The sequence below is a fragment of the Geodermatophilus sp. SYSU D00705 genome, from assembly GCF_054050135.1.
Genome location: NZ_JBJGYT010000008.1, coordinates 135,500 through 156,342, shown reverse-complemented (window position 1 = coordinate 156,342; position 20,843 = coordinate 135,500). Strand labels below are relative to the sequence as shown.

20 protein-coding genes are annotated in these 20,843 nt (G+C 73.9%); 4 read left to right on the top strand and 16 right to left on the bottom strand.

Annotated features, from left to right (window positions below; translation table 11 throughout):
* Positions 1-47: 47 nt before the first annotated feature.
* From ACI78Q_RS09195 to ACI78Q_RS09170, 6 genes are all read right to left on the bottom strand, one after another.
* The gene (locus tag ACI78Q_RS09195) at positions 48-1,328 is read right to left on the bottom strand and encodes a thymidine phosphorylase (protein WP_456923023.1); all 1,281 of its coding nucleotides are present in this window, start codon (positions 1,326-1,328) and stop codon (positions 48-50) included.
* Positions 1,325-1,735: a cytidine deaminase gene (locus ACI78Q_RS09190; RefSeq protein WP_456923022.1), complete on the bottom strand. Its 411-nt coding sequence runs from the start codon at positions 1,733-1,735 to the stop codon at positions 1,325-1,327. Before ACI78Q_RS09190 ends, ACI78Q_RS09195 begins: the two co-directional genes overlap by 4 nt.
* On the bottom strand, positions 1,735-3,015 hold the full coding sequence (locus ACI78Q_RS09185) for an ABC transporter permease (protein ID WP_456923021.1): 1,281 nt from the start codon (positions 3,013-3,015) through the stop codon (positions 1,735-1,737). Before ACI78Q_RS09185 ends, ACI78Q_RS09190 begins: the two co-directional genes overlap by 1 nt.
* Entirely contained in the window at positions 3,012-4,247 is a 1,236-nt protein-coding gene (locus ACI78Q_RS09180; RefSeq protein WP_456923020.1) for an ABC transporter permease, read from the bottom strand. Before ACI78Q_RS09180 ends, ACI78Q_RS09185 begins: the two co-directional genes overlap by 4 nt.
* Positions 4,244-5,839 carry an ABC transporter ATP-binding protein gene (locus tag ACI78Q_RS09175; RefSeq protein WP_456923019.1) on the bottom strand — a complete coding sequence of 532 codons (1,596 nt, stop codon included), beginning with the start codon at positions 5,837-5,839 and terminating at the stop codon, positions 4,244-4,246. The genes ACI78Q_RS09180 and ACI78Q_RS09175 overlap by 4 nt, the downstream gene beginning before the upstream one ends.
* 238 nt (positions 5,840-6,077) lie before the next feature.
* Positions 6,078-7,151, bottom strand: a complete 1,074-nt coding sequence (locus ACI78Q_RS09170) for a BMP family lipoprotein (protein WP_456923018.1) — start codon at positions 7,149-7,151, stop codon at positions 6,078-6,080.
* A gap of 257 nt (positions 7,152-7,408) precedes the next feature.
* Here ACI78Q_RS09170 and ACI78Q_RS09165 point away from each other — a divergent pair, with 257 nt between their 5' ends.
* The gene (locus tag ACI78Q_RS09165; protein ID WP_456923017.1) at positions 7,409-8,743 is read left to right on the top strand and encodes a D-alanyl-D-alanine carboxypeptidase family protein; all 1,335 of its coding nucleotides are present in this window, start codon (positions 7,409-7,411) and stop codon (positions 8,741-8,743) included.
* Here the strand turns inward: ACI78Q_RS09165 and ACI78Q_RS09160 are convergent.
* The 4 genes from ACI78Q_RS09160 to hisC all read right to left on the bottom strand — a co-directional run bounded on the left by ACI78Q_RS09160 (position 8,646) and on the right by hisC (position 12,459).
* Positions 8,646-9,464, bottom strand: coding sequence for a YihY/virulence factor BrkB family protein (locus ACI78Q_RS09160; RefSeq protein ID WP_456923016.1), 819 nt, complete (start codon positions 9,462-9,464; stop codon positions 8,646-8,648). The genes ACI78Q_RS09165 and ACI78Q_RS09160 overlap by 98 nt on opposite strands.
* Positions 9,465-9,697: 233 nt before the next feature.
* The gene (locus tag ACI78Q_RS09155; RefSeq protein ID WP_456923015.1) at positions 9,698-10,264 is read right to left on the bottom strand and encodes a 2'-5' RNA ligase family protein; all 567 of its coding nucleotides are present in this window, start codon (positions 10,262-10,264) and stop codon (positions 9,698-9,700) included.
* Positions 10,261-11,274, bottom strand: coding sequence for a tryptophan--tRNA ligase (trpS, locus tag ACI78Q_RS09150; RefSeq protein ID WP_456923014.1), 1,014 nt, complete (start codon positions 11,272-11,274; stop codon positions 10,261-10,263). Before trpS ends, ACI78Q_RS09155 begins: the two co-directional genes overlap by 4 nt.
* A gap of 72 nt (positions 11,275-11,346) precedes the next feature.
* Positions 11,347-12,459 carry a histidinol-phosphate transaminase gene (gene hisC, locus ACI78Q_RS09145; RefSeq protein ID WP_456923013.1) on the bottom strand — a complete coding sequence of 371 codons (1,113 nt, stop codon included), beginning with the start codon at positions 12,457-12,459 and terminating at the stop codon, positions 11,347-11,349.
* Positions 12,460-12,510: 51 nt separating this feature from the next.
* On the opposite strand from hisC, the gene galE reads away from it, so the two are divergent.
* On the top strand, positions 12,511-13,476 hold the full coding sequence (gene galE / locus ACI78Q_RS09140) for a UDP-glucose 4-epimerase GalE (RefSeq protein ID WP_456923012.1): 966 nt from the start codon (positions 12,511-12,513) through the stop codon (positions 13,474-13,476).
* On the opposite strand, the gene ACI78Q_RS09135 is transcribed toward galE, so the two are convergent.
* Positions 13,473-14,795, bottom strand: a complete 1,323-nt coding sequence (locus ACI78Q_RS09135; protein ID WP_456923011.1) for a hemolysin family protein — start codon at positions 14,793-14,795, stop codon at positions 13,473-13,475. The genes galE and ACI78Q_RS09135 overlap by 4 nt on opposite strands.
* A 202-nt stretch (positions 14,796-14,997) precedes the next feature.
* Between ACI78Q_RS09135 and ACI78Q_RS09130 the strand changes: the two genes are divergently transcribed.
* Complete coding sequence (locus ACI78Q_RS09130) at positions 14,998-15,942, top strand: CAP domain-containing protein (protein ID WP_456923038.1); 945 nt, start codon at positions 14,998-15,000, stop codon at positions 15,940-15,942.
* Positions 15,943-15,994: 52 nt separating this feature from the next.
* Here the strand turns inward: ACI78Q_RS09130 and ACI78Q_RS09125 are convergent, their stop codons facing one another.
* The 5 genes from ACI78Q_RS09125 to ACI78Q_RS09105 form a co-directional block, all read right to left on the bottom strand.
* Positions 15,995-16,441 (bottom strand): endonuclease domain-containing protein, encoded by a 447-nt coding sequence (locus tag ACI78Q_RS09125; RefSeq protein WP_456923010.1) that lies wholly within the window; start codon positions 16,439-16,441, stop codon positions 15,995-15,997.
* Positions 16,442-16,664: 223 nt separating this feature from the next.
* On the bottom strand, positions 16,665-17,879 hold the full coding sequence (locus ACI78Q_RS09120) for an NADP-dependent isocitrate dehydrogenase (RefSeq protein ID WP_456923008.1): 1,215 nt from the start codon (positions 17,877-17,879) through the stop codon (positions 16,665-16,667).
* A 36-nt stretch (positions 17,880-17,915) separates the two neighbouring features.
* The gene (gene mdh, locus ACI78Q_RS09115; RefSeq protein WP_456923007.1) at positions 17,916-18,869 is read right to left on the bottom strand and encodes a malate dehydrogenase; all 954 of its coding nucleotides are present in this window, start codon (positions 18,867-18,869) and stop codon (positions 17,916-17,918) included.
* A gap of 56 nt (positions 18,870-18,925) precedes the next feature.
* Entirely contained in the window at positions 18,926-19,225 is a 300-nt protein-coding gene (locus tag ACI78Q_RS09110; RefSeq protein ID WP_456923006.1) for a DUF3017 domain-containing protein, read from the bottom strand.
* Positions 19,225-20,094 carry a bifunctional methylenetetrahydrofolate dehydrogenase/methenyltetrahydrofolate cyclohydrolase gene (locus ACI78Q_RS09105; RefSeq protein WP_456923005.1) on the bottom strand — a complete coding sequence of 290 codons (870 nt, stop codon included), beginning with the start codon at positions 20,092-20,094 and terminating at the stop codon, positions 19,225-19,227. Before ACI78Q_RS09105 ends, ACI78Q_RS09110 begins: the two co-directional genes overlap by 1 nt.
* Positions 20,095-20,192: 98 nt before the next feature.
* Here ACI78Q_RS09105 and ACI78Q_RS09100 point away from each other — a divergent pair, with 98 nt between their 5' ends.
* Positions 20,193-20,840 (top strand): hypothetical protein, encoded by a 648-nt coding sequence (locus tag ACI78Q_RS09100; RefSeq protein ID WP_456923004.1) that lies wholly within the window; start codon positions 20,193-20,195, stop codon positions 20,838-20,840.
* Positions 20,841-20,843 lie beyond the last annotated feature (3 nt).

The window sequence follows — 20,843 nt, the reverse complement described above, 5'->3', positions numbered from 1 at the left end:
GCGGCGCCTCCGGGCGTTCCTCGGGGGACCCTCCGGGCCCCCGCTCGTCACGCCGTGATCCGGTCCAGGACCAGCGGCAGCGGGACGTCGTCGGTGTCGACCCCGATCGCGCCGTCCAGCGCCGCCAGCGCCCGCTCGATCCGGGCGGGGTCGTCGGTGTGCAGCTCGAGCAGCGGCTGCCCCTCGGTGACCTGCTCTCCCACCCCGGCGGTCCAGACGACGCCGGCCGCGGCCGACACCGGGTCCTCCTTGCGTGCCCGGCCGGCGCCCAGCCGCCAGGCCGCCACCCCCAGGGCGTAGGCGTCCAGGCGGGTCAGCGTGCCGGTGGCCGGGGCGGTCACGACGTGCTTCTCGGCCGGCTGCGGCAACGGCGCGTCCGGGTCCCCGCCCTGGGCGGCGACCATCCGGCGCCAGACGTCCATCGCCCGGCCGTCGCGCAGCGCGTCGGCGGGGTCGACGTCGGACCGCCCGGCCCCGGCGAGCATCTCCCGGGCCAGGGCGAGGGTCAGCTCGACGACGTCGGCCGGCCCGCCACCGGCGAGCACCTCCACCGACTCGGCCACCTCGACGGCGTTGCCCGCCGCGCGGCCCAGCGGCCGGTCCATCGCCGTCACCAGCGCCACGGTGCGCACCCCTGCGGCCTCCCCCAGCCCGACCATGGTGCGGGCCAGCTCGCGGGAGGCGTCGGGGTCCTTCATGAAGGCGCCCGAGCCGGTCTTGACGTCGAGCACCAGCGCGTCGGCACCCTCGGCGATCTTCTTGCTCATGATCGAGCTGGCGATCAGCGGGATGGACTCCACCGTGCCGGTGACGTCGCGCAGCGCGTAGAGCTTCTTGTCCGCGGGGGCGAGGTCGTTGCCCGCCGCGCAGATGACCGCGCCCACCTCGCGCAGCTGCGCCAGGTAGGCCTCCTCGTGCACGTCGGCGCGCCAGCCGGGGATCGACTCCAGCTTGTCCAGCGTGCCGCCGGTGTGGCCCAGGCCCCGGCCGGACAGCTGCGGCACCGCCACCCCGCACGCGGCGACCAGCGGCGCCAGCGGCAGCGTGATCTTGTCGCCGACCCCGCCGGTGGAGTGCTTGTCGGCGGTCGGGCGGCCCAGCGGCGAGAGGTCCTTGCGCTCGCCGGAGTCGATCATCGCCTGCGTCCAGACGGCCAGCTCGCCGGCCGACATCCCGCGGAAGAACACCGCCATGAGCAGCGCGCTGACCTGCTCGTCGGGGACCGTCCCGTCGGTGTAGGACCGGATCACCCAGCGGATCTGCTCCGGGGTGAGCTCGACGCCGTCCCGCTTGGCCCGGATGACGTCGATCGCGTCGAACGTGCTCATGCCGGCGCCACCCCCGCCTTCGCCAGGTCCTCGGGGCCGAAGGCGTCCGGCAGCACCTCCCGCATCGGCACGATGCCCAGGGACACCGTCTCGATGAGCATCTCCGCGCCGCCGTGCTCCCACAGCAGCTGCCGGCACCGCCCGCAGGGCATGAGCGGCCGGCCGTCCCCGCCCACGCAGGCGACCGCGACCAGCCGGCCACCGCCGCTGCGCACCAGGTCGCTGACCAGGCCGCACTCGGCACACAGGCCCAGCCCGTAGGAGGCGTTCTCGACGTTGCAGCCGGTGACCACCCGGCCGTCGTCCACCAGGCCGGCGACCCCCACGGGGAACCGCGAGTAGGGGGCGTAGGCGTGGGTCATCGCCTCCCGCGCGGCCGCGCGCAGCGCGTCCCAGTCCACGCTCACTAGTTCTCTCCTCGTCGGTACACGAGCCCGTCGGCCTTGGGCATCCGCAGGCGTTGGGACGCCAGCGACAGCACCAGCAGCGTGGTCAGGTGCGGGGTGAACGACACCAGGCCGGGGGCCAGCTGGTCGATGGTCAGGAAGCCGATCAGGGCGCCGGCGGCGACGACGGCGGCCAGCACCGCCCGCACGGCGCGCCGGTGCACCGCCTGCCAGACGGCGACGCCGGCCAGCAGCACAGCCACGAGCAGGAACAGCGCCACCACCGCCGACCGGCTGCGCAGCTGCAGCGCGTCGGCGAAGCCGAACAGGCCCGCGCCGGCCGCCAGGCCGCCCGGACGCCAGTTGCCGAAGATCAGGGCGGCCAGGCCGATGAAGCCGCGACCGTTGGTCTGCCCCTCCCGGTAGATGCCGGCGATGAAGACCAGGAACACGCCACCCATGCCGGCCAGCGCGCCGGAGACGACCACGGCGATGTACTTCAGCCGGTAGACCGGCACGCCGAGGGAGTCCGCGGCCGCCGGGTTCTCGCCGCACGAGCGCAGCCGCAGCCCGAAGGCGGTGCGCCACAGCAGCAGGTAGGACGCCGGCACCAGGAGCACCGCCAGGACGGTGAGCAGGCCCACGCCGCTGGTGAGCCCGCGGAGGACGCCGGCCACGTCGCTGACGAGGAACCACTGCTGGCGCTCGAGGTCGCCGAGCAGGTCGGGGCCCGAGGACAGCACCGGCACCGAGAACTCCGGCTGGTTGCCCGTGATCGCCGGGGACTGCGTGACGCCGCCCCCGGCGGGGTTGTCGGTGTAGTACAGCTCGGAGAGGAAGCGGACGACGCCCGCGGCGAGGATGTTGATCGCCACGCCGGAGACCACGTGGTCGACGCCGAAGGTGACGGTCACGACCGCGTGCAGCAGGCCGCCGAGCGCGCCGAACAGCAGCCCGCCGACCAGCGCCGCACCCCAGCCCCACTGGTAGCCGGCGAAGCCGGCGCCCCAGGTGCCGAGGGTCATCATCCCGTCCAGGCCGATGTTGACCACGCCGGCCCGCTCGGAGTACAGCCCGCCGAGGGCGGCCAGCCCGATCGGCACGGCGAGCAGCAGCGCCGCGGAGATGGTGGACGACGACGTGAGCGCCTGCTCGCCGCTGATCACGCGGACTGCGGAGAGGAGCACGACCGCGCCCACCGCCAGCCAGGTGATCCGGCGGGCCCGCCCGCCGCCGAGGAACAGCTCCCCGACCGGGCCGCGCGCGGGCCGGGTGTCCTGCGAGCTCATGACGGCGCTCATGCCCCGGTCCCCTGCCGCTCGTCGGTCTGCCGGCCGGCGCCGGTGGTCGGGCTGACACCCGCGCCTGTCCCGGTGCCTCCGCCGCCCGTGGTCTGCTGCGGGCCGGTGCTGCCGTCACCTGCGACGGGAGCCGGGCCGGCCTGCGCCGAGCCGCGCTCCGCGGCGCGCAGGCCGATCCGCCGCGCCACCTCGTTGGAGACGACGACGGCCAGCACGATCGTGCCCTGGATGATCGTGACCACCGACGACGGGTAGTCCGCGATCTGCAGCGGCACCAGCGACCGGTCGAGGAAGGCGAACAGCAGCGCGGCGAACGCGATGCCGATCGGGTTGTTGCGGCCGAGCAGCGCCACGGCGATGCCGAGGAATCCCAGGCCGGCGGTGAAGTCGGTGGTGTAGCTGTGCGTCGTGCCGAGGAGGTCGGGCATGCCGATCAGCCCGGCCACCGCGCCCGACAGCAGCATGGTCTTCACGACCATGCCGCGGGCGTCGACCCCGCTGGCCCGCGCCGCCGACGGCGACAGCCCCGTGGCCCGCAGGTCGAAACCGAAGCGGGTCCGGTTCAGCAGGACCGCCACCGCGACGCCGAGGAGCGCGGCGACCACGAGGAAGCCGTAGAGCTGCCGGGGCGGGTTGGCCAGGCCGAACAGGTCGAGGACGACGTTCAGGCTGGGCATCCACCCGGACTCGGGGATCTCCGCGGTGCTGATGATCGACGCGCCCTCCGCGCTGCCCCGGAACGGCCCAGTGAGCAGGAACGACGCGATGCCCAGCGCGATGAAGTTGAGCATGATCGAGCTGATGACCTCGCTGACGCCGCGGGTCACCTTGAGGACGGCGACGATGCCCGCCCAGATCGCGGCGACCGCCATCGCCACGACGACGATCAGCAGCACGTGCAGGGGCCCCGGCAGGGCGACGGCGGCACCGACCGCGGCGGCCATGACCGTCGCCAGCCGGTACTGGCCCTCGACGCCGATGTTGAACAGCCCCATGCGGAACGCGATCGCGACCGCCAGCCCGGAGATGAACAGCGGGATGGCCCGGTTGAGGATCACCACGATGGCGGTGACCTGCTGCGTCGGGGTGTCCCCGAAGTCCACCATCACGCCGAAGACGTCGAGGGCGTTGACCCCCAGGACGGCCATCACGACGCCGGAGATGACGATCGCCGCCACGATGGCGAGCAGCGGCGCGACCAGGGCCGTGCCGATCCGGCGGAGCACGCTCATGCCGCACCCGCCGTCGTCCGCGCGCCGGTCATGTGGCCGCCGAGCTCCTCCGGGGTGACCTGCGCCGGGTCCAGGGTCGCGACCAGCCGGCCGCGGAGCATCACGTGCAGGGTGTCGGACAGGCCGATGAGCTCGTCGAGGTCGGCGGAGACCAGCAGGATGCCCATCCCCTCGGCCCGAGCTGCCTTCAGCAGCTCCCAGATGACCGCCTGGGCGCCGACGTCGACCCCGCGGGTCGGGTGGGCGGCCAGGAGCAGCCGCGGCGACGCGCTCATCTCGCGGCCGACGATCAGCTTCTGCTGGTTGCCACCGGAGAGGGCGACGGCGAGGGTGTCCGGCCCGGGGGCGCGGACGTCGTACTCGCGCATGATCCGCTCGGTGTCCGCGCGGGCGCCCTTGCGGTCGATGAAGGGGCCCTTCACCGCCGGCGGGCGGGTCTGGTGGCCGAGGATCCGGTTCTCCCAGAGCGAGGCGTCCAGCAGCATGCCCTGGCGGTGCCGGTCCTCGGGGATGAAGCCGAGCCCGGCCTCCCGGCGGGCGCGGGTGCTCCAGGCGCTGATGTCCTCCCCGCCGAGCACCACGGTGCCGGTGGCGACGTCGCGCAGACCCATGACGGCGTCGATCAGCTCGGACTGGCCGTTGCCCTCGACGCCGGCGATGCCGACGACCTCGCCCTCGCGGACGGTGAGGTCGACCGCGTCGACCAGCGGCCGCCCTCCGACGCCGGCCACCGTGACCCCGCGCAGCTCCAGGACGGGGGTGTCGCGGACGGTGGAGGTGCGGGTCTCCGGCGAGGGCAGCTCGGCGCCGACCATCATCTCGGCCAGCTCCCGGCTCGAGGTGGTCTTCGGGTCGGCGGTGCCGACGGTCGTGCCGCGCCGGATCACGGTGATCGAGTCGGCGACCTTGCGCACCTCGTCGAGCTTGTGCGAGATGAAGATGATCGTGAGGCCCTCGCGCTTGAGCTCGGCCAGGTTGCCGAACAGCTCGTCGACCTCCTGCGGCACGAGGACGGCGGTCGGCTCGTCGAGGATCAGGGTGCGGGCGTCGCGGTAGAGCACCTTCGCGATCTCGACCCGCTGCCGGTCGCCGACGCCGAGGTCCTCGACGAGCGCGTCGGGCCGCAGCCCGAGGTTGTAGCGGTCGGAGATGTCCTGGATGCGGCGGCGGGCCGCCGCGACGTCCAGCCGGCCGCCTCGCGTGGGCTCGCTGCCCAGGACGATGTTCTCCAGCACGGTGAAGTAGTCGGCCAGCATGAAGTGCTGGTGGACCATGCCGATGCCGGCGGCGATGGCATCCGACGGGCTGCGGAAGTTCACCTGCCGGCCGTCGATCGCGATGTGTCCCTCGTCCGGGCGGTGCTCGCCGTAGAGGGTCTTCATCAGCGTCGACTTGCCGGCGCCGTTCTCCCCCACGATGGCGTGCACCTCGCCCCGGCGGACCCGCAGCTCGATGTCCTTGTTGGCCACGACGCCCGGGAACCGCTTGGTGATGCCGCGCAGCTCCACCGCCAGCGGCACGCCGCCGTCCGCGGGTGTGCCCGGTGGCTCCCCCGACGGCACGCCGGTCGTGGCCCCGTCTTCTGGCGGCATCGTGCGCCCTCTCCCTCGCTGCGCGCCCCGCGGGTGTGCCGGGCACGTCCACTCTGCTGCATCGGTGGCGCGGGATCGACCGCTCGCCACCGCTCTCCCGCCGGGTTCCACCGGCCGCCGCATGATCGCGCACCGGGGCGCGCGGGCCGACGGGCAGGGTCCCCGCTCACGACAGCGGGTCCGGGGGCGTGTGCGCCCCCGGACCCGCTGTCGGTCGTGCGTGGTCAGCCGATCGGCGTCACGGGGTCGTGGGGACCGTGATCGTGCCGTCGATGATCTGCTGGCGGTAGCCGTCGATGTCGCTCTGGATGTCGTCGATGAAGCCACCGGTGGTGGCCAGGCCGACGCCGTCGACCTCGAGGTCGTAGACCTCGTTCTCGCCGCCGGTCACGTTGCCTTCGACGAACTCACCGATGAAGGTCTCGACGGCGACGTCGACGCGCTTGAGCATCGAGGTCATGATGACCGCCTGCTGAGCCGGGTCGTCGACCGTCTGGTACTGGTCGGAGTCGACGCCGATGGCACGGCCACCGGAGGCGGCGGCGGCCTGGAACACGCCGATGCCGGAGCCGCCGGCGGCGTGGTAGACGATGTCGGCGCCGGCGTCGTACATGCCCTGCGCCACGATCTGGCCGCGGGCCGGGTCGTTGAAGCCGGAGAAGTCACCGGCCGGCGAGATGTACTGCCGGTCGATGATGATCTGCGGGTTGGCCGCCTGGGCGCCGGCCACGAAGCCGGCCTCGAACTTCTGGATCAGCGGGGTCTCGACGCCGCCGACGAACCCGACGTGGCCGGTCTCGCTCTTCAGCGCGGCGGCGACGCCGGCGAGGAAGGAGCCCTGCTCCTCGGCGAACAGCAGGCCGGTGAGGTTCTCGGGGCTGCCGGCGTCCTCCACCGCGCCGTCGACCTGGGCGAAGGTGACGTCGGGGTACTGCTGGGCCACCTCGCCGATCACGTCGCTGTAGGCGAAGCCCACGGCGATGATCGGGTTGAAGCCCTGGTCGGCCAGCTGGGTCAGCAGGTCGGCGCGGTTGGAGGCGTCGGCGTTCGGGGAGAGCTCGGTGACCTCGCCACCATGCTCCTCGATCGCGGCCTCGACCCCGGCCACGGCCGAGTCGTTGAACGAGCGGTCGCCGCGGCCGCCGGTGTCGAAGGCCAGGCCGATCTGCAGCTCGCTGCTCTCACCGCCACCGCCACCGCCACCGCCGCCGGAGCTGCCGCCGCCGCCCTCCTCGTCGCTGGCACAGGCCGCCAGGGCCATGCTGCCGGCCAGCAGCAACGCCGCGGCCTTCATCTTCCGCGCTCGGCGCAAGACGGTCTCCTCTCTGGGGGGACGGGTCCGAGGGGAACCGGGCCCGCCCCGGTGTCATCCGGGGCCACGCGCCGGTGACCGGCACAGCCGGCCCACCACACGCGCGACCAGCGCACGCTAACCGCGGGCGGCGGCACCGCCGCCCCCTCCCCGGGAGACCGAGACGCGATCGTTGCGAAGGGGCGTTCCGGCAGTGGCGTGGGCCACCAGGACGGCTCCGCGCCGGTTCGGGCGGCCGCGCCGCTAGCGTCGACGCCATGGGACGACGGCGGCTGAGGGCGGGGGTCGCCGCAGTCCTCACCGCCGGGATGCTGCTGGCCGGAGCCGCGCCGGCGCTGGCCGAGGACCCCCGACCGACCGCCGATCCGGCAGCGCCCTCGCCCACCGCGCCCATGCCGGGCGGTCCGCCGCAGGGCACCGGCCCGGGCGGGGTCACCGTCGGCGGCGAGGGGCTGGACACCCGCGGCGTCGTCGTCACTGACGGCGCCGGCCCGCTGCCCGACGGACTGACCGCGGCGGGGTGGCTGGTCGCCGACGCCGGCAGCGGTGTGGTCCTGGCCGCCCGTGACCCGCACGGCCGCTACTACCCGGCGAGCACGCTCAAGACGCTGACGCTGCTCACCCTCGTGCCGGTGCTGGACCCGGCCATGGTCGTGGAGGGCACCGTCGAGGACGAGAACATGGAGGGCAGCCGGGTCGGGATGGTGGCCGGTGGGCACTACCCGGTCTCGCTGCTGTTCGAGGCGCTGGTGATGCAGTCGGGCAACGACGCGGCCAACGCCCTGGCCCGGGCCGCCGGTGGCCTCGACGTCACCGTGCGGGCGATGAACGAGACCGCGGCGGAGATCGGCGCGTTCGACACCGTCGCCGGGTCACCGTCCGGGCTGGACGTGGCCGGCCAGACCTCGTCCCCCTACGACCTGGCGCTGGTGTTCCGCCGGCTGGTCGCCGACCCGCGCACCGCCGCCATCCTGCAGACCCAGGTCGCACAGATGCCGCCGGTGGAGGGGCGCTCCGAGGGCTACCAGATCCAGAACGAGAACCCGCTGCTCACGCGCTACCCGGGCGATCTGGGCGGCAAGACCGGCTTCACCGACGCCGCCCGGCACACCTACGTGACCGCCGCCGAGCGCGACGGCCGCCGCCTGGTGGTCAGCGTCATGAACACCGAGAACGTGCCGCTGCGCGCCTCCGACCAGGCCGCGCTGCTGCTCGACTGGGGCTTCGCCGTCCCCGCCGGGGCGCCCGGAGTGGGCGTGCTGGTCGACTCCGCGGCCGACGTCCCCGCCCCGGCGACCACCACCCCGCGGACGTCGTCACCTCCGGCCGTGCGGCCCGCGCCCGCCCCGGTGACCGCGGCCGCCGGCGAGCCGGCCGGGGGGGCGCCGCTGCTCGCGGTCGGGCTCGGCGCCGCGGCGGTCGCGGTCGTGCTCGCCACCGTGGCGGGCCGCCGCCGGGCGGTCCGCCGGGTGCCCCGCGGCACGGAGCAGCCGGTCAGTGGTCGGCCGGCGGCACCACCGGCTCCGGGCGCGCAGGGACCGTCGGGGCCGCCTCCTGGACCCGGGGCAGGGTCGCCGTCCACGCCGCGGTGAAGAAGGCGAACCGGCAGACGAGGTTGATCCACACGAGGATGCCGACGGCCCCGCCGAAGGCCGAGGCCGTGACGCTGCCGGAGATCAGCGCCAGGTAGAGGCTGCCCAGCAGCTTCATCACCTCGAAGCCGGCCGCGCCGAACAGCGCGCCGGGCAGCAGCCGCCGCAGCGGGTGGGACGTCGAGGGCACCACCTTGAGCAGCCACAGGAAGACCACGACGTCGGTGCCGACCGCCAGCGCGAGCCCCAGCAGGGTGGTGAGCACCCCCAGGCCCGGGGCGTCGGCGAGCCCGAGCAGGTCCAGCAGCCACCCGGTGGCCTGGGTGACCACCCCGGTGAAGCCGAGGCTGAGCAGCCCGGTGACGCCGAGCGCGAGCAGCGCGAGCAGGTCCTGCACGTTGTCGCGGAGGAACTCCGGCTCGTCGGCCCGTCCCTTCCAGATGCGTTCCATGCCCACGCGCAGCTTGTCCATGGCGCGCATCCCGGCGTAGAGGAAGCCGGCGAGCCCGATGACGCCGACGACGCCGGCCGAGCCCACCGCCGCGCGCAGCTCGCGGACGATCTGCTCGCCGGTCGACCCCGGGAAGGCGTCGCGGATGGCGTCGTAGAGCTCGTCCTGCAGCAGCTGGTCCCCTGCCAGCACCAGACCGATGGCCGACGCCACGAGGAGCAGCACGGGGACCAGCCCCAGGAAGACGAAGTAGGTGACGCCCGCGGCCATCAGATCGCCCTGGGTGCGCTGATAGCGGCCGCCCGCGCGGGCGAGGTGGTCGAGCCACGGCAGGCGGCGGCGCAGGCGGGTGACCAGCGAGTCCCAGCGATCGGTCAGCCGGGTGACCCGGGACCAGCGGCCACCGGTGGCCGGCTCGCCGGTGCCCGGTGGCGTGCTGGAGCGGCCGCCCGCCAGGGCCCCGCGCCGAGCGCGCGGGGCGTGCCGGGAAGGGGGGTCCTCTCTCAGCGCTCGGGACCGGTGAGCGGGTACTCCCGGGCGACGACCCACGAGCCGTCGGCGTTCTGCTCGAACTCGGTGAAGTGGCGGACCCGGAACTGTGCCGAGAGGTCGGCCAGGCCGTTGTAGGCGAGGTCGAGCATGTCGCCCGGGACGTCGTGGGCGACGGTCACGTGCGGGTGGTACGGGTAGGTCAGCGGCCGGGCCAGCGGCCCGCAGCGGACGTCGTTGGCGATGAGCTCGCAGTTGCCGATGCCCCGGGCGACGGCCACGAACACGACGTCGGAGACCGGCGCGAAGGTGCCGGTGCCCGACAGGTGCATGTCGAACGGCGGGTGGCTGGCCGCCACGGACGCCAGGTGCGCGCTGATGGCCCCCCGGTCGGCGGCGACCACCTCGGTGGGTGGCAGCAGCGTGACGTGCGGGGGCACCAGGCTCGCCTGCGCGTCGCCGACCTTGGTCCGCCAGTCGACGAACAGCTGCGACCAGGGCTCGGGGATGGGCACGACCACGCCGAGGACGGCGGTCTCCGGCAGCGGGCGGCTGCGCGGCACGAAGGTGTCGTCGTTCATGCGCCCGCTCCGGCCGGTGGGAGGAAACCGACCCGGTCGTAGACGGCGGCGACGGTGCCGGCGGCGACCTCGCGGGCGCGGGCGGCACCGGCGGCGAGCACCCGCTCGAGCTCGGCCTGGTCGTCGAGCAGCTCCTGGGTGCGGTCCCGCACCGGGGTGACGAAGTCGACGACGACCTCGGCGAGCTCCTTCTTCAGGTCGCCGTACCCGCGACCGGCGAAGCGCTCCTCCAGAGCGGCGACGGTCTCCCCCGACAGCGCGCTGTGGATGGTCAGCAGGTTGGTGATGCCCGGCTTGGCGACCGGGTCGGCGACGATCTCGCGGCCGGTGTCGGTGACCGCCGAGCGGATCTTCTTCGCCGTCACCTTGGGGTCGTCGAGCAGGAAGACGCACCCGGCCGGCGGCAGGCTCTTGCTCATCTTCTTGTCCGGGGACTGCAGGTCCATGACCCGCGCGGCGCCCTCGGGGATGAAGCCCTCCGGCACCGGGAAGGTGTCGCCGAAGCGGCCGTTGAACCGGATCGCGAGGTCACGGGTCAGCTCGAGGTGCTGGCGCTGGTCGTCACCGACGGGTACCTGCTGCGCCTGGTAGACGAGGATGTCGGCGGCCATGAGCACCGGGTAGGTGAACAGGCCGACGGTCGTGCCCGCCGTCCCCTCGCGCTGGCTCTTGTCCTTGAACTGGGTCATCCGGCTGGCCTCGCCGAAGCCGGTGAGGCACTCCAGCACCCACGACAGCTGCAGGTGCTCCGGCACGTGGCTCTGCACGAACAGCGCGCTGCGCGCGGGGTCGACGCCGAGCGCGAGCAGCTGCGCGGCCGAGACCAGGGTGTTGCGCCGCAGCTCCGCCGGGTCCTGCGCGACGGTGATCGCGTGCAGGTCAACGACGCAGTAGAAGGCCTCCGCCGTCTCCTGCAGGTCCACCCACTGGCGCAGGGCACCCAGGTGGTTCCCGAGGTGGAAGGAACCCGCCGTCGGCTGGATGCCGGAGAGCACACGGGGAAGAGGCACGTCGGCAATCAAACCAGCCGCCGGGGGGATGCCGCTCCGCGCGTGCCGGACGCCGTCGTCACCTGCGGCTCGTCAGGCGACCGGCGTGGCGGAGCGCACCCGGTCGAGGGCCTCGAGGAAGAGGTCGTCCTCCTCGGGGGTGCCCACGGTGACCCGGATGCCCTGGCCCGCGAACGGACGGGTGATGACCGCCCGCGCTTCGAGCGCGGCGGCGAGGTCGGCGGTCTCCTCCCCCACCGGCAGCCAGACGAAGTTGGCCTGGCTGTCGGAGACGTCCAGGCCCCGCTCGCGGAGGGCGGCGGTCAGCCGCTCCCGCTCGGCGGTGACCGCCGCGCACCGGCGGCGGACCTCGTCCTCGCTGGCCAGCGCGGCGACGGCCGCGGCCTGGGCGAGCATGTTCACGCTGAACGGCACGTGGGTCTTCCGGACCGCCTCGGCCACCGCCGGGTCCTCCGCGAGCAGGTAGCCGACCCGCAGGCCGGCCAGCCCCCACGCCTTGGAGAACGTCCGCAGCACGGCCACGTTGGGCCGCCCGCGCATGAGCTCCACGCCGTCGGGGACGTCGGGGTCGGTGACGAACTCGCGGTAGGCCTCGTCGAGGACGACGAGGGTCTGGGCCGGGACGGCGTCGAGGAACCGTTCCAGCTCCGCGCGGCGGACCGCCGTCCCGGTGGGGTTGTTGGGGTTGCAGACCAACACGACCCGGGTCGTGTCGTCGAGGGCCGCGGCGAGGGCCTCGAGGTCGTGGGTGTCGGCCGGCCCGCCGGGGCGGCCGGGCACGAGCGGCACCTGGATCGACCGCGCGCCGGCGACCTGGGCCAGCAGCGGGTACATCTCGAAGGAGCGCCAGGCGAAGGCGATGCTCGTGCCGGGGTCGTTGAACGACTGGGCCAGCTGCTGGCACAGCATGACCGCACCGCAGCCGGTGACCACCTGCGAGGGGTCGACGTCGTACCGCTCGGCCAGCGCCCGGGTGAGGACGACGGCGCCGTTGTCCGGGTAGCGGTTGGTCTCGGCGGCCGCGGTGGCCAGCGCCTCGACGACGGCCGGCAGCGGCGGGAAGGCGACCTCGTTGCTGGCCAGCTTGACCGCCTGGGCGACGCCGATCTCGCGGGCGAGGTCGGCGGGGTTGCGCCCCGGCTTGTAGGCGGGCAACTGCTGCACCGCCGGGCGTGCGCTGACCACGGGTCCCTCCTCCTGACCGCGCCGCCCGAGAACCGTCTCTAGGGTGGGCGCATGCGCGTTCTCGTCGCCGGTGGGGCCGGCTACATCGGCAGCGTAGTCACGGCCGCCCTCCTGCAGGGGGGCCACGAGGTCACCGTGCTGGACGACCTCTCCACCGGGCACGCCGACGCCGTCCCGGAGGGTGCGGCGTTCGTGCAGGCCTCGCTGCACGACTCGGCCCCGGTGCTGGCCGACGTCCGGCCCGAGGCGGTGCTGCACTTCGCGGCCAAGAGCCTCGTCGGCGAGTCGCAGGTCAAGCCGGAGATCTACTGGGACACCAACGTCGCCGGCACCCTGGCCCTGCTGGAGGCCATGCGGGCGGTCGACTGCCGCCGGATCGTGTTCTCCTCCACCGCGGCCACCTACGGCGAGCCCGAGCAGGTGCCCATCCGCGAGGACGCCCCCACCCGGCCGACCAACACCTACGGCGCCACCAAGCTCGCCGTCGACGCGATGCTCACCTCCTACGCCACCGCGTACGACTTCGCGGCGGTCAGCCTGCGCTACTTCAACGTCGCCGGCGCCGCCCACGGCCTGGGCGAGCGGCACACCACCGAGACCCACCTCATCCCGATCGCGCTGCAGGTGGTCGCGGGCACCCGCGAGGCGATGACGGTCTACGGCGAGGACTACCCGACGCCCGACGGCACCTGCATCCGCGACTACATCCACGTCTCCGACCTCGCCGACGCACACCTGCTCGCGCTGACCGCCCCCGCCCCGGGCGAGCACCGCATCTACAACCTGGGCAACGGCACCGGCTTCTCCGTGCAGGAGGTCGTCGACGCCGTCCGCGAGGTCACCGGCCACCCGGTGCCCGTGGTCGTCGGGGAGCGCCGCGCCGGCGACCCCGCGCAGCTGGTCGCCTCCAGCGACCGGATCCGCGCCGACCTGGGCTGGACGCCGCAGCACACCGACCTGGCCGGCATCGTCCGCGACGCCTGGGAGACCACCCGCGCCCGCGGCCGAGAGAGCTAGCCGGCAGTCGGTCCGCCGGTCGCGGGCTCGGGGTCGGGCGCCGGGCTGACCGACAGCCGCGCGATGCGGCGTCCGTCCAGCTCGAGGACGGTCAGCGTGCGCTCCTCGACCGTCACGGCGTCCCCGACGTCCGGGAGCCGGCCCAGCTCGGCCAGCACGTACCCGGCGACCGTCTCGTACGGGCCCTCGGGCAGCTGCACCCCGGTGGCCTCGCGGAAGTCGTCGAGGTTGAGCAGCCCGTCGACCTCCTGCGGGCCGCCGGGCACCTCCTCGGCGTCGTCCCCGACGTCCTCGTCGTACTCGTCGTAGATCTCGCCGATGACCTCCTCGATGAGGTCCTCGAGGGTGACGATGCCGTCGGTGCCGCCGTACTCGTCGACGACGATGGCCAGGTGGTGGTTCTCCCGCCGCATCTCCGACAGCGCGGTGAGGACGCCGGCGGTGCCGGGCAGCCGCTTCACCTCGCGGACGAGGTCGCCCACGGTGGCCGCCCGCCCGGCGGGGTGGGCGGGCAGGAACAGGTCGCGGACGTGCACGAAGCCGATGACGTCGTCCTCGTCCCGGCCGGCCACGGGGTAGCGCGAGTGGCTGGAGTCGTGCACCTGCTTGGCCGCCCGGCTGGCGGTCATCGACGCCTCCAGGAAGTCGACCTCGGTGCGGGGCGTCATGACCTCGCGCACCTCCCGGTCGCCGGCGCGGAACACCTCCCCGATCAGCCGGCGCTCGTCGGTGCTCAGGGACTCGTGGGCGGCGACGAGGTCGCGCAGCTCCTCCTGGCTGATCGCCTCCCCGCTGGCCTTCGGGTCACCGCCGAGCAGGCGGACCAGCAGGTTGGTCGAGACCGACAGCAGCCAGATGACCGGGCGGAACAGCGTCGCGATGCCGTTGAGCGGTGCGGCGACGATCAGCGAGAAGCCCTCCGCCCGCTGCAGCGCCAGCCGCTTGGGGGTCAACTCCCCGACCACCAGCGACAGGTAGCTGATCGCGATGGTGACGAGCACCAGCGCCAGCGTCGCCGCCAGCCCCTCCCCGATCCCCAGCGCCTCCAGCCGGTCGGCGAGCGGTGCGGACAGGGTGCTGGCGCCGAAGGCCGCGGAGAAGAACCCGGCCAGCGTGACGCCGACCTGGACGGCGGCCAGGAAGCGGTTGGGGTCGCTGAGCAGGCGGGCCACCGCCTTGCCCCGCCGTCCCGCGTTGTCGGCCATCGTGCGGACCTGGGACTCGCGCAGGCTGACCAGCGCGATCTCCGCGCCGGAGAAGGCGCCTCCGACGAGGACGAAGACGACGACCATGACGATGTTGAGCCAGACGTCGCTCACCGGCGGCGCGCTCCTCGGTCGAGACAGCAGGGACGGGGTCCATGCTGCCCGCCCTCCGCCGACGGCCCCACCGGGGGCGGTTGAGTCGAATCGGGTGTGACATTGCTCACAGCCCCATGCCGATCACGGTCCGCATCCGGCTACTCTGCCCAAAGTAACGATCCGTGATCTAGCAACTCGTGAGGGTTACCTCGTGCACCACATGCCTTCGGGCCACCGGCCCCCCTCGCGGATCACCGCAGCGCTCTCGCGCGCCTTCGGCCTGCGTCGTGTCCTCCCCGTCTTCGCCGTCGTCCTCGCGGTCGCGGGCATCGCCTTCGCCGTGCCCGTCGTGTCGAACGTGGTCACCAGCTCCTCCGAGCAGGCCGCGCTGGAGGCCTCGTCGGCGTCGAGCCAGACCTCGTCCCGCGCCGTCCGGTCCGGCGGGTCGTCGTCGGCCCGTACGACCTCGGGGGGCGGTACGGTGCAGATGGGCGTGGACGGCGCCCCGGCCGACCAGACCCGGGCCGAGACCCCCGCCGGCGCGACCCCCGAGACGCCGGCCGCCGAGCAGCCGGAGACCGCGCCGGCCGCCCCGGCCGAGGAGTCGACGCCGGAGCCCGCCCCCGCCGGGGAGCCGACGGCCGAGGAGGCCCGCGACCAGCCGGCTCCCGTCGCGGCCGGCACGCCCGCCCCCGCGCCCCGCGCCGCCCCCGCGCCGCGGGCCGCACCCGCGCCGGCGCCCGCCCCCGCGCCTCGCGCCGCCCCCGCCGCGCCGGCCGCGCCCGCCGCCCCGGGCGTCGAGGGCCAGGTGCTGACGCTGGTCAACCAGGCCCGCGCCGCCGCCGGCTGCGCGCCGGTCGTGGCCGACAGCTCCCTGGCCGCCGTCGCCCGCGCGCACAGCGCCGACATGCGCGACCGCGACTACTTCTCGCACGACACCCCGGAGGGCCTGGACCCGTTCGACCGCGCTCGGCAGGCCGGGATCTCCTACGCCCGCGCGGAGAACATCGCCTACGGCCAGGCGAACGCCACCGAGGTGATGGACGACTGGATGACCAGCCCCGGCCACCGGGACAACATCCTCGACTGCGAGCTGACCAAGCTCGGCGTCGGCGTCGCCGAGGGGTCCGGCGGCCCCTGGTGGACCCAGCTGTTCGGCGCCTGACGCCGCAGCCCCCGCTCCGCATCTCCGGAGGAGTTGCTGCCTCTGGGCCGCATCAGAGCGCGACTCCCCCGGAGTTGCGGGCCGCGAGCAGTGCCCGCACGCGCGCGACGAGCGCCTCCGGGTCCCGCAGGTCGGCCGCCGTCACGTGCAGGACCGTCCACCCGGCGGCCACCAGTGCGTCGAGCCGGCGGCGGTCCCGGACGAGCTGCGTCGGGTCGGCGTGCCACGCTCCGTCGTACTCCACGGCCACCCGCTGCTCGGGATGGGCGAGGTCCACGCGAGCGACGAAGGACCCGTCGGCGTCCCGCACGGTGAACTGGGGGATGGCGGGCAGTCCGGCGAGTGCGAGCAGCAGCCCGGCTCCGGCGATGCGCACGTCGAAGGAGTCCGGGAGGTCGGCGTCGGCGTAGACGCCCCGCAAGAGGCGTCGCCAGGCCGAGCTGCGCAGCTGGGCCGCCGTGAGCAGCCCCGCCGCAACGACGTCCGACGTGCGGAACACACGGCCTCGGAGAGCCGCGGGACGGTGAGGTCGGGGCACCGGGTGAAGGTGCCGGGAGACGGCCTCCGCGCGCCGGCGTCGTCCACAGGGCACAACTCCGGGGAACGTGCTGGTGCCGTGCCCCGTGCAGCCGCGACTTCCCCGGAGTTGCGCGGGGGTCGCACAAGCGGCAGCGGCCCCCTCACCTGGGGGCGAGGGGGCCGCTGCGAGACGAGCGACTACGTCAGGCCATGGCCTTCTGCAGGTTGCTGTCGATGGCCGCCAGGAAGTCCTGGGTGGTCAGCCACGGCGTGTCCCGGCTGATCAGCAGCGCGAGGTCCTTGGTCATCTGGCCGCCCTCGACGGTGTCGATGCAGACCTTCTCCAGGGTCTCGGCGAAGCGGGTCACTTCCGGGGTGTTGTCCAGCTTGCCGCGGTGGGCCAGGCCGCGGGTCCAGGCGAAGATCGAGGCGATCGGGTTGGTGGAGGTCGCCTCGCCGCGCTGGTGCGCCCGGAAGTGGCGGGTCACCGTGCCGTGGGCGGCCTCGGCCTCGACGGTGCGGCCGTCGGGGCTCATCAGCACCGACGTCATCAGGCCCAGCGAGCCGAAGCCCTGGGCCACGGTGTCGGACTGCACGTCACCGTCGTAGTTCTTGCAGGCCCAGACGTAGCCGCCCTCCCACTTGAGGGACGCGGCGACCATGTCGTCGATCAGCCGGTGCTCGTAGGTGATGCCGGCGGCCTCGAACTGGTCCTTGAACTCGGTCTCGAAGACCTCCTGGAAGAGGTCCTTGAACCGGCCGTCGTAGGCCTTGAGGATCGTGTTCTTCGTCGAGAGGTACAGCGGGTAGCCGCGCCCCAGCGAGTAGTTCATCGAGGCACGGGCGAAGTCGCGGATCGACTCGTCGAGGTTGTACATCGCCATCGTGACGCCGGCGCCCGGGGACTGGAACACCTCGTGCTCGATCGGCGCGGAGCCGTCCTTCGGGGTGAAGGTCAGCGTCAGCGTCCCCTCGCCGGGGAACCTGAAGTCCGTGGCGCGGTACTGGTCACCGAAGGCGTGACGGCCGACGACGATCGGCTTGGTCCAGCCCGGCACCAGCCGCGGCACGTTGGACATGATGATCGGCTCGCGGAAGATGACGCCGCCCAGGATGTTGCGGATCGTCCCGTTGGGCGAGCGGTACATGCGCTTGAGGCCGAACTCCTCGACCCGCGCCTCGTCCGGGGTGATCGTCGCGCACTTGACGCCGACGCCGTGCCGCTGGATCGCGTTGGCGGCGTCCACCGTGATCTGGTCGTCGGTCTCGTCGCGCTTCTCGATGCCGAGGTCGTAGTACTCGAGGTCGACGTCGAGGTACGGGAGGATCAGCTGGTCCTTGATGAACTGCCAGATGATCCGGGTCATCTCGTCGCCGTCGAGCTCGACGATCGTCCCCTCGACCTTGATCTTGCTCACGTCTGTGTTTCCCTCTCTGCAGCTCTGACCGGTCGGTCAGAGGTCGGCTACGTCAGCCTGCTTGGCGCGCACGGCCTCGGCCGCCTCGCGCAGCCCGGCCAGTTCGCTGTCGGACAGGTCGCCCTCGACCACCCGCCGGACGCCCTCGCGCCCGATCTCGGCCTCGACCCCCAGGTACACCCCGGAGATGCCGTACTCCCCGTCCACCCAGGCGCACACCGGCATGACCGCGCCGGAGTCCTCCATGACCGCGCGGGCCATGCGGGCCGCGGCGGCCGAGGGCGCGTAGTACGCCGAGCCGGTCTTGAGCAGCGCCACCACCTCGGCGCCGCCGTTGCGGGTCCGGTCGACCAGGTGCTCGATGCGGTCGGCGGCGAGCACGTCGGCCAGCGGCTTGCCGTCCACGGTGCAGCGCGAGGGCACGGGCACCATCGTGTCGCCGTGCGAGCCGAGCGTCAGGGTGCGCACCGAGGCGACCGGGACGCCGAGCTCCTCGGCGACGTTGTTGGAGAACCGGGCGGTGTCGAGCATGCCCGCCTGCCCCATGACCCGGTTCTTCGGGAACTGGGTGGCCAGCTGGGCCAGGGCGGTCATCTCGTCCAGGGGGTTGGACACCACGATGACCACGGCGTCCGGCGAGGTCTGCGCGATGTTCTCGGCGACCTGGCGGACGATCTTGGCGTTGGTCTCGATGAGGTCCATCCGGCTCATGCCGGGCTTGCGTGGCAGACCCGCGGTGATCACGACGACGTCGGACCCCTCGGTGCCCTCGTACGACCCGCCGCCGACGCCGACGACCCTGGTCTCGAAGCCCTCGATGGGCCGGGACTGGTTCATGTCGAGGGCGAGGCCCTCGGGCTTGCCCTCCACGATGTCGGTGAGCACGACGGTCTCGAAGATGTCGTACTCCGCGAGGCGGAGGGCGGTGGTCGAGCCGTAGAAGCCGGCACCGACGACGGTGACCTTGCCGTTCCTGGGCTGCTCTGCCATGGCGGCCAACCTATCGCTGGGGCGGCCACAGCGCCCGGTCGGGTGCCGGGCCTCGTTCACTCACCTGGTATCGCCAGGGCGAAGGCGGCGAGCGTGACCCCCACGCCGGCCAGCAGGACGACGTCCACGGGCCGGCTGCGGACGGCGAGGAACCCCACCCGCCGGACCGGGAGCAGCAGCCGCAGCAGTCCGCCGCCGACCAGCGCCACCCCGACGACGACCAGCCCCCGGCGCCAGTGCTCGAAGGTCACCATGAGCAGCCCGACCCCCACCACGACCAGCACCACCAGCAGCGGCAGCTGCCGCAGCAGGCCGGCCAGGAACGGCCGGCGGGTGTAGAGCGGCGGGCGGGACATCAGGCCGTGAGGACGTCCGCCGCGGCGGCCTGTTCGGCGGCCAGGACGACGTTCTGCAGCAGCATCGCGCGGGTCATCGGGCCCACCCCGCCGGGGTTGGGCGCCACGAACCCGGCCACGTCGACGACGTCCTTGGCGACGTCGCCGGCGATCTTGCCCTCGACCCGGCTGACCCCGACGTCGAGGACGGCGGCACCCGGCTTGACCAGGTCCTTCGTCACCAGGCCCGGCACGCCGGCGGCCGCCACCACGATGTCGGCCGAGCGCAGGTGCCCGGCGAGGTCGCGGGTGCCGGTGTGGCAGAGGGTCACCGTGGCGTTCTCGCTGCGGCGGGTGAGCAGCAGGCCGAGCGGCCGCCCGACGGTGATGCCGCGGCCGACGACGACCACCTCGGCGCCGGCGATCGGCACGCCGTGGCGGCGCAGCAGCTCGACGATCCCGACCGGCGTGCACGGCAGCGGGCCCGGGACGTTGAGCACCAGCCGGCCGAGGTTGACCGGGTGCAGGCCGTCGGCGTCCTTCGCCGGGTCCATGCGCTCGAGGACGGTGCTCTCCTCGATCCCCTCCGGCAGCGGCAGCTGCACGATGTAGCCGGTGCAGGCCGGGTCGGCGTTGAGCTCGTCGACGACCTCGAGGACGTCGGAGGGCGTGGCGGTGGCCGGCAACTCGCGCTGGATGCTGGCGATGCCCACCTGCGCGCAGTCGGAGTGCTTGGCGTTGACGTACCACCGGCTGCCCGGGTCGTCGCCGACGAGGAGGGTGCCCAGCCCCGGCTGGTGACCGGCGGCGGTGAGTGCGGCGACCCGTTCGGTCAGCTCCGCCCGGATCGCTGCTGCGGTGGCCTTGCCGTCCAGGATCGTCGCGGGCACGCCCGACAGTGTGCCCGAGAGCCGCCCGCTGCCTGCGACCCCGCCCTAGGCTCGGGGGCAGCGGGGCGTCCCCGCCTGCCGACCCGCGAGGAGAGCAGATGACCGAGCGCGACCAGTCCCCGGCCGGCACGCACGGCGGCGCCGGCGACTGGCGGGAGCAGACGACGCCGGGGCTCCAGCCGGTGGGCAGCTCGCGCACCGACACCGGCTACGGCGGGGGCTACACGGCGGGCATGCCGCCCGCCGGTCCCCCGCCGGTACCGCCCCCCGCCGCCACCGCGCCGCCGTACTCCACCCGGCCGGTGCGGGTCCGCCGTCCCGACGCCCTGGCCGGGCTGCTGCTGGTGCTGGCCGGTGTGGCGGCCGGGGTCAGCGTGCTGCTGCGCTGGATCGCCGGCAGCGACCTGAGCGGGCTGGACCTGGTCCGGCGGGGCGTCGAGGGCCTGGGCCGCGACGCGGCCGAGGTCTTCTCCGACGGGATGTGGCAACCCGTGGCCGTGGTCGCCGCGGGCGCGGTGCTGCTCGTGCTGGGCGTGCTGGCGCTGCTGCCGGCCCGCTCGCACCGCCTGCTCGGCGTGCTGGCGCTGCTGGTGAGCCTGGTCGGCTTCGCCGGGGTGCTCGTCCCGCTCTCCGACGCCCGGTGGGACGCCGACACCTTCGGCACCGGCTTCTGGTTCGCCGTCGCCGTCCCGGTGCTGGGCATCCTCGGCGCGGTCAAGCTGATGATGACCAGCCCGCGGAGGTGACCG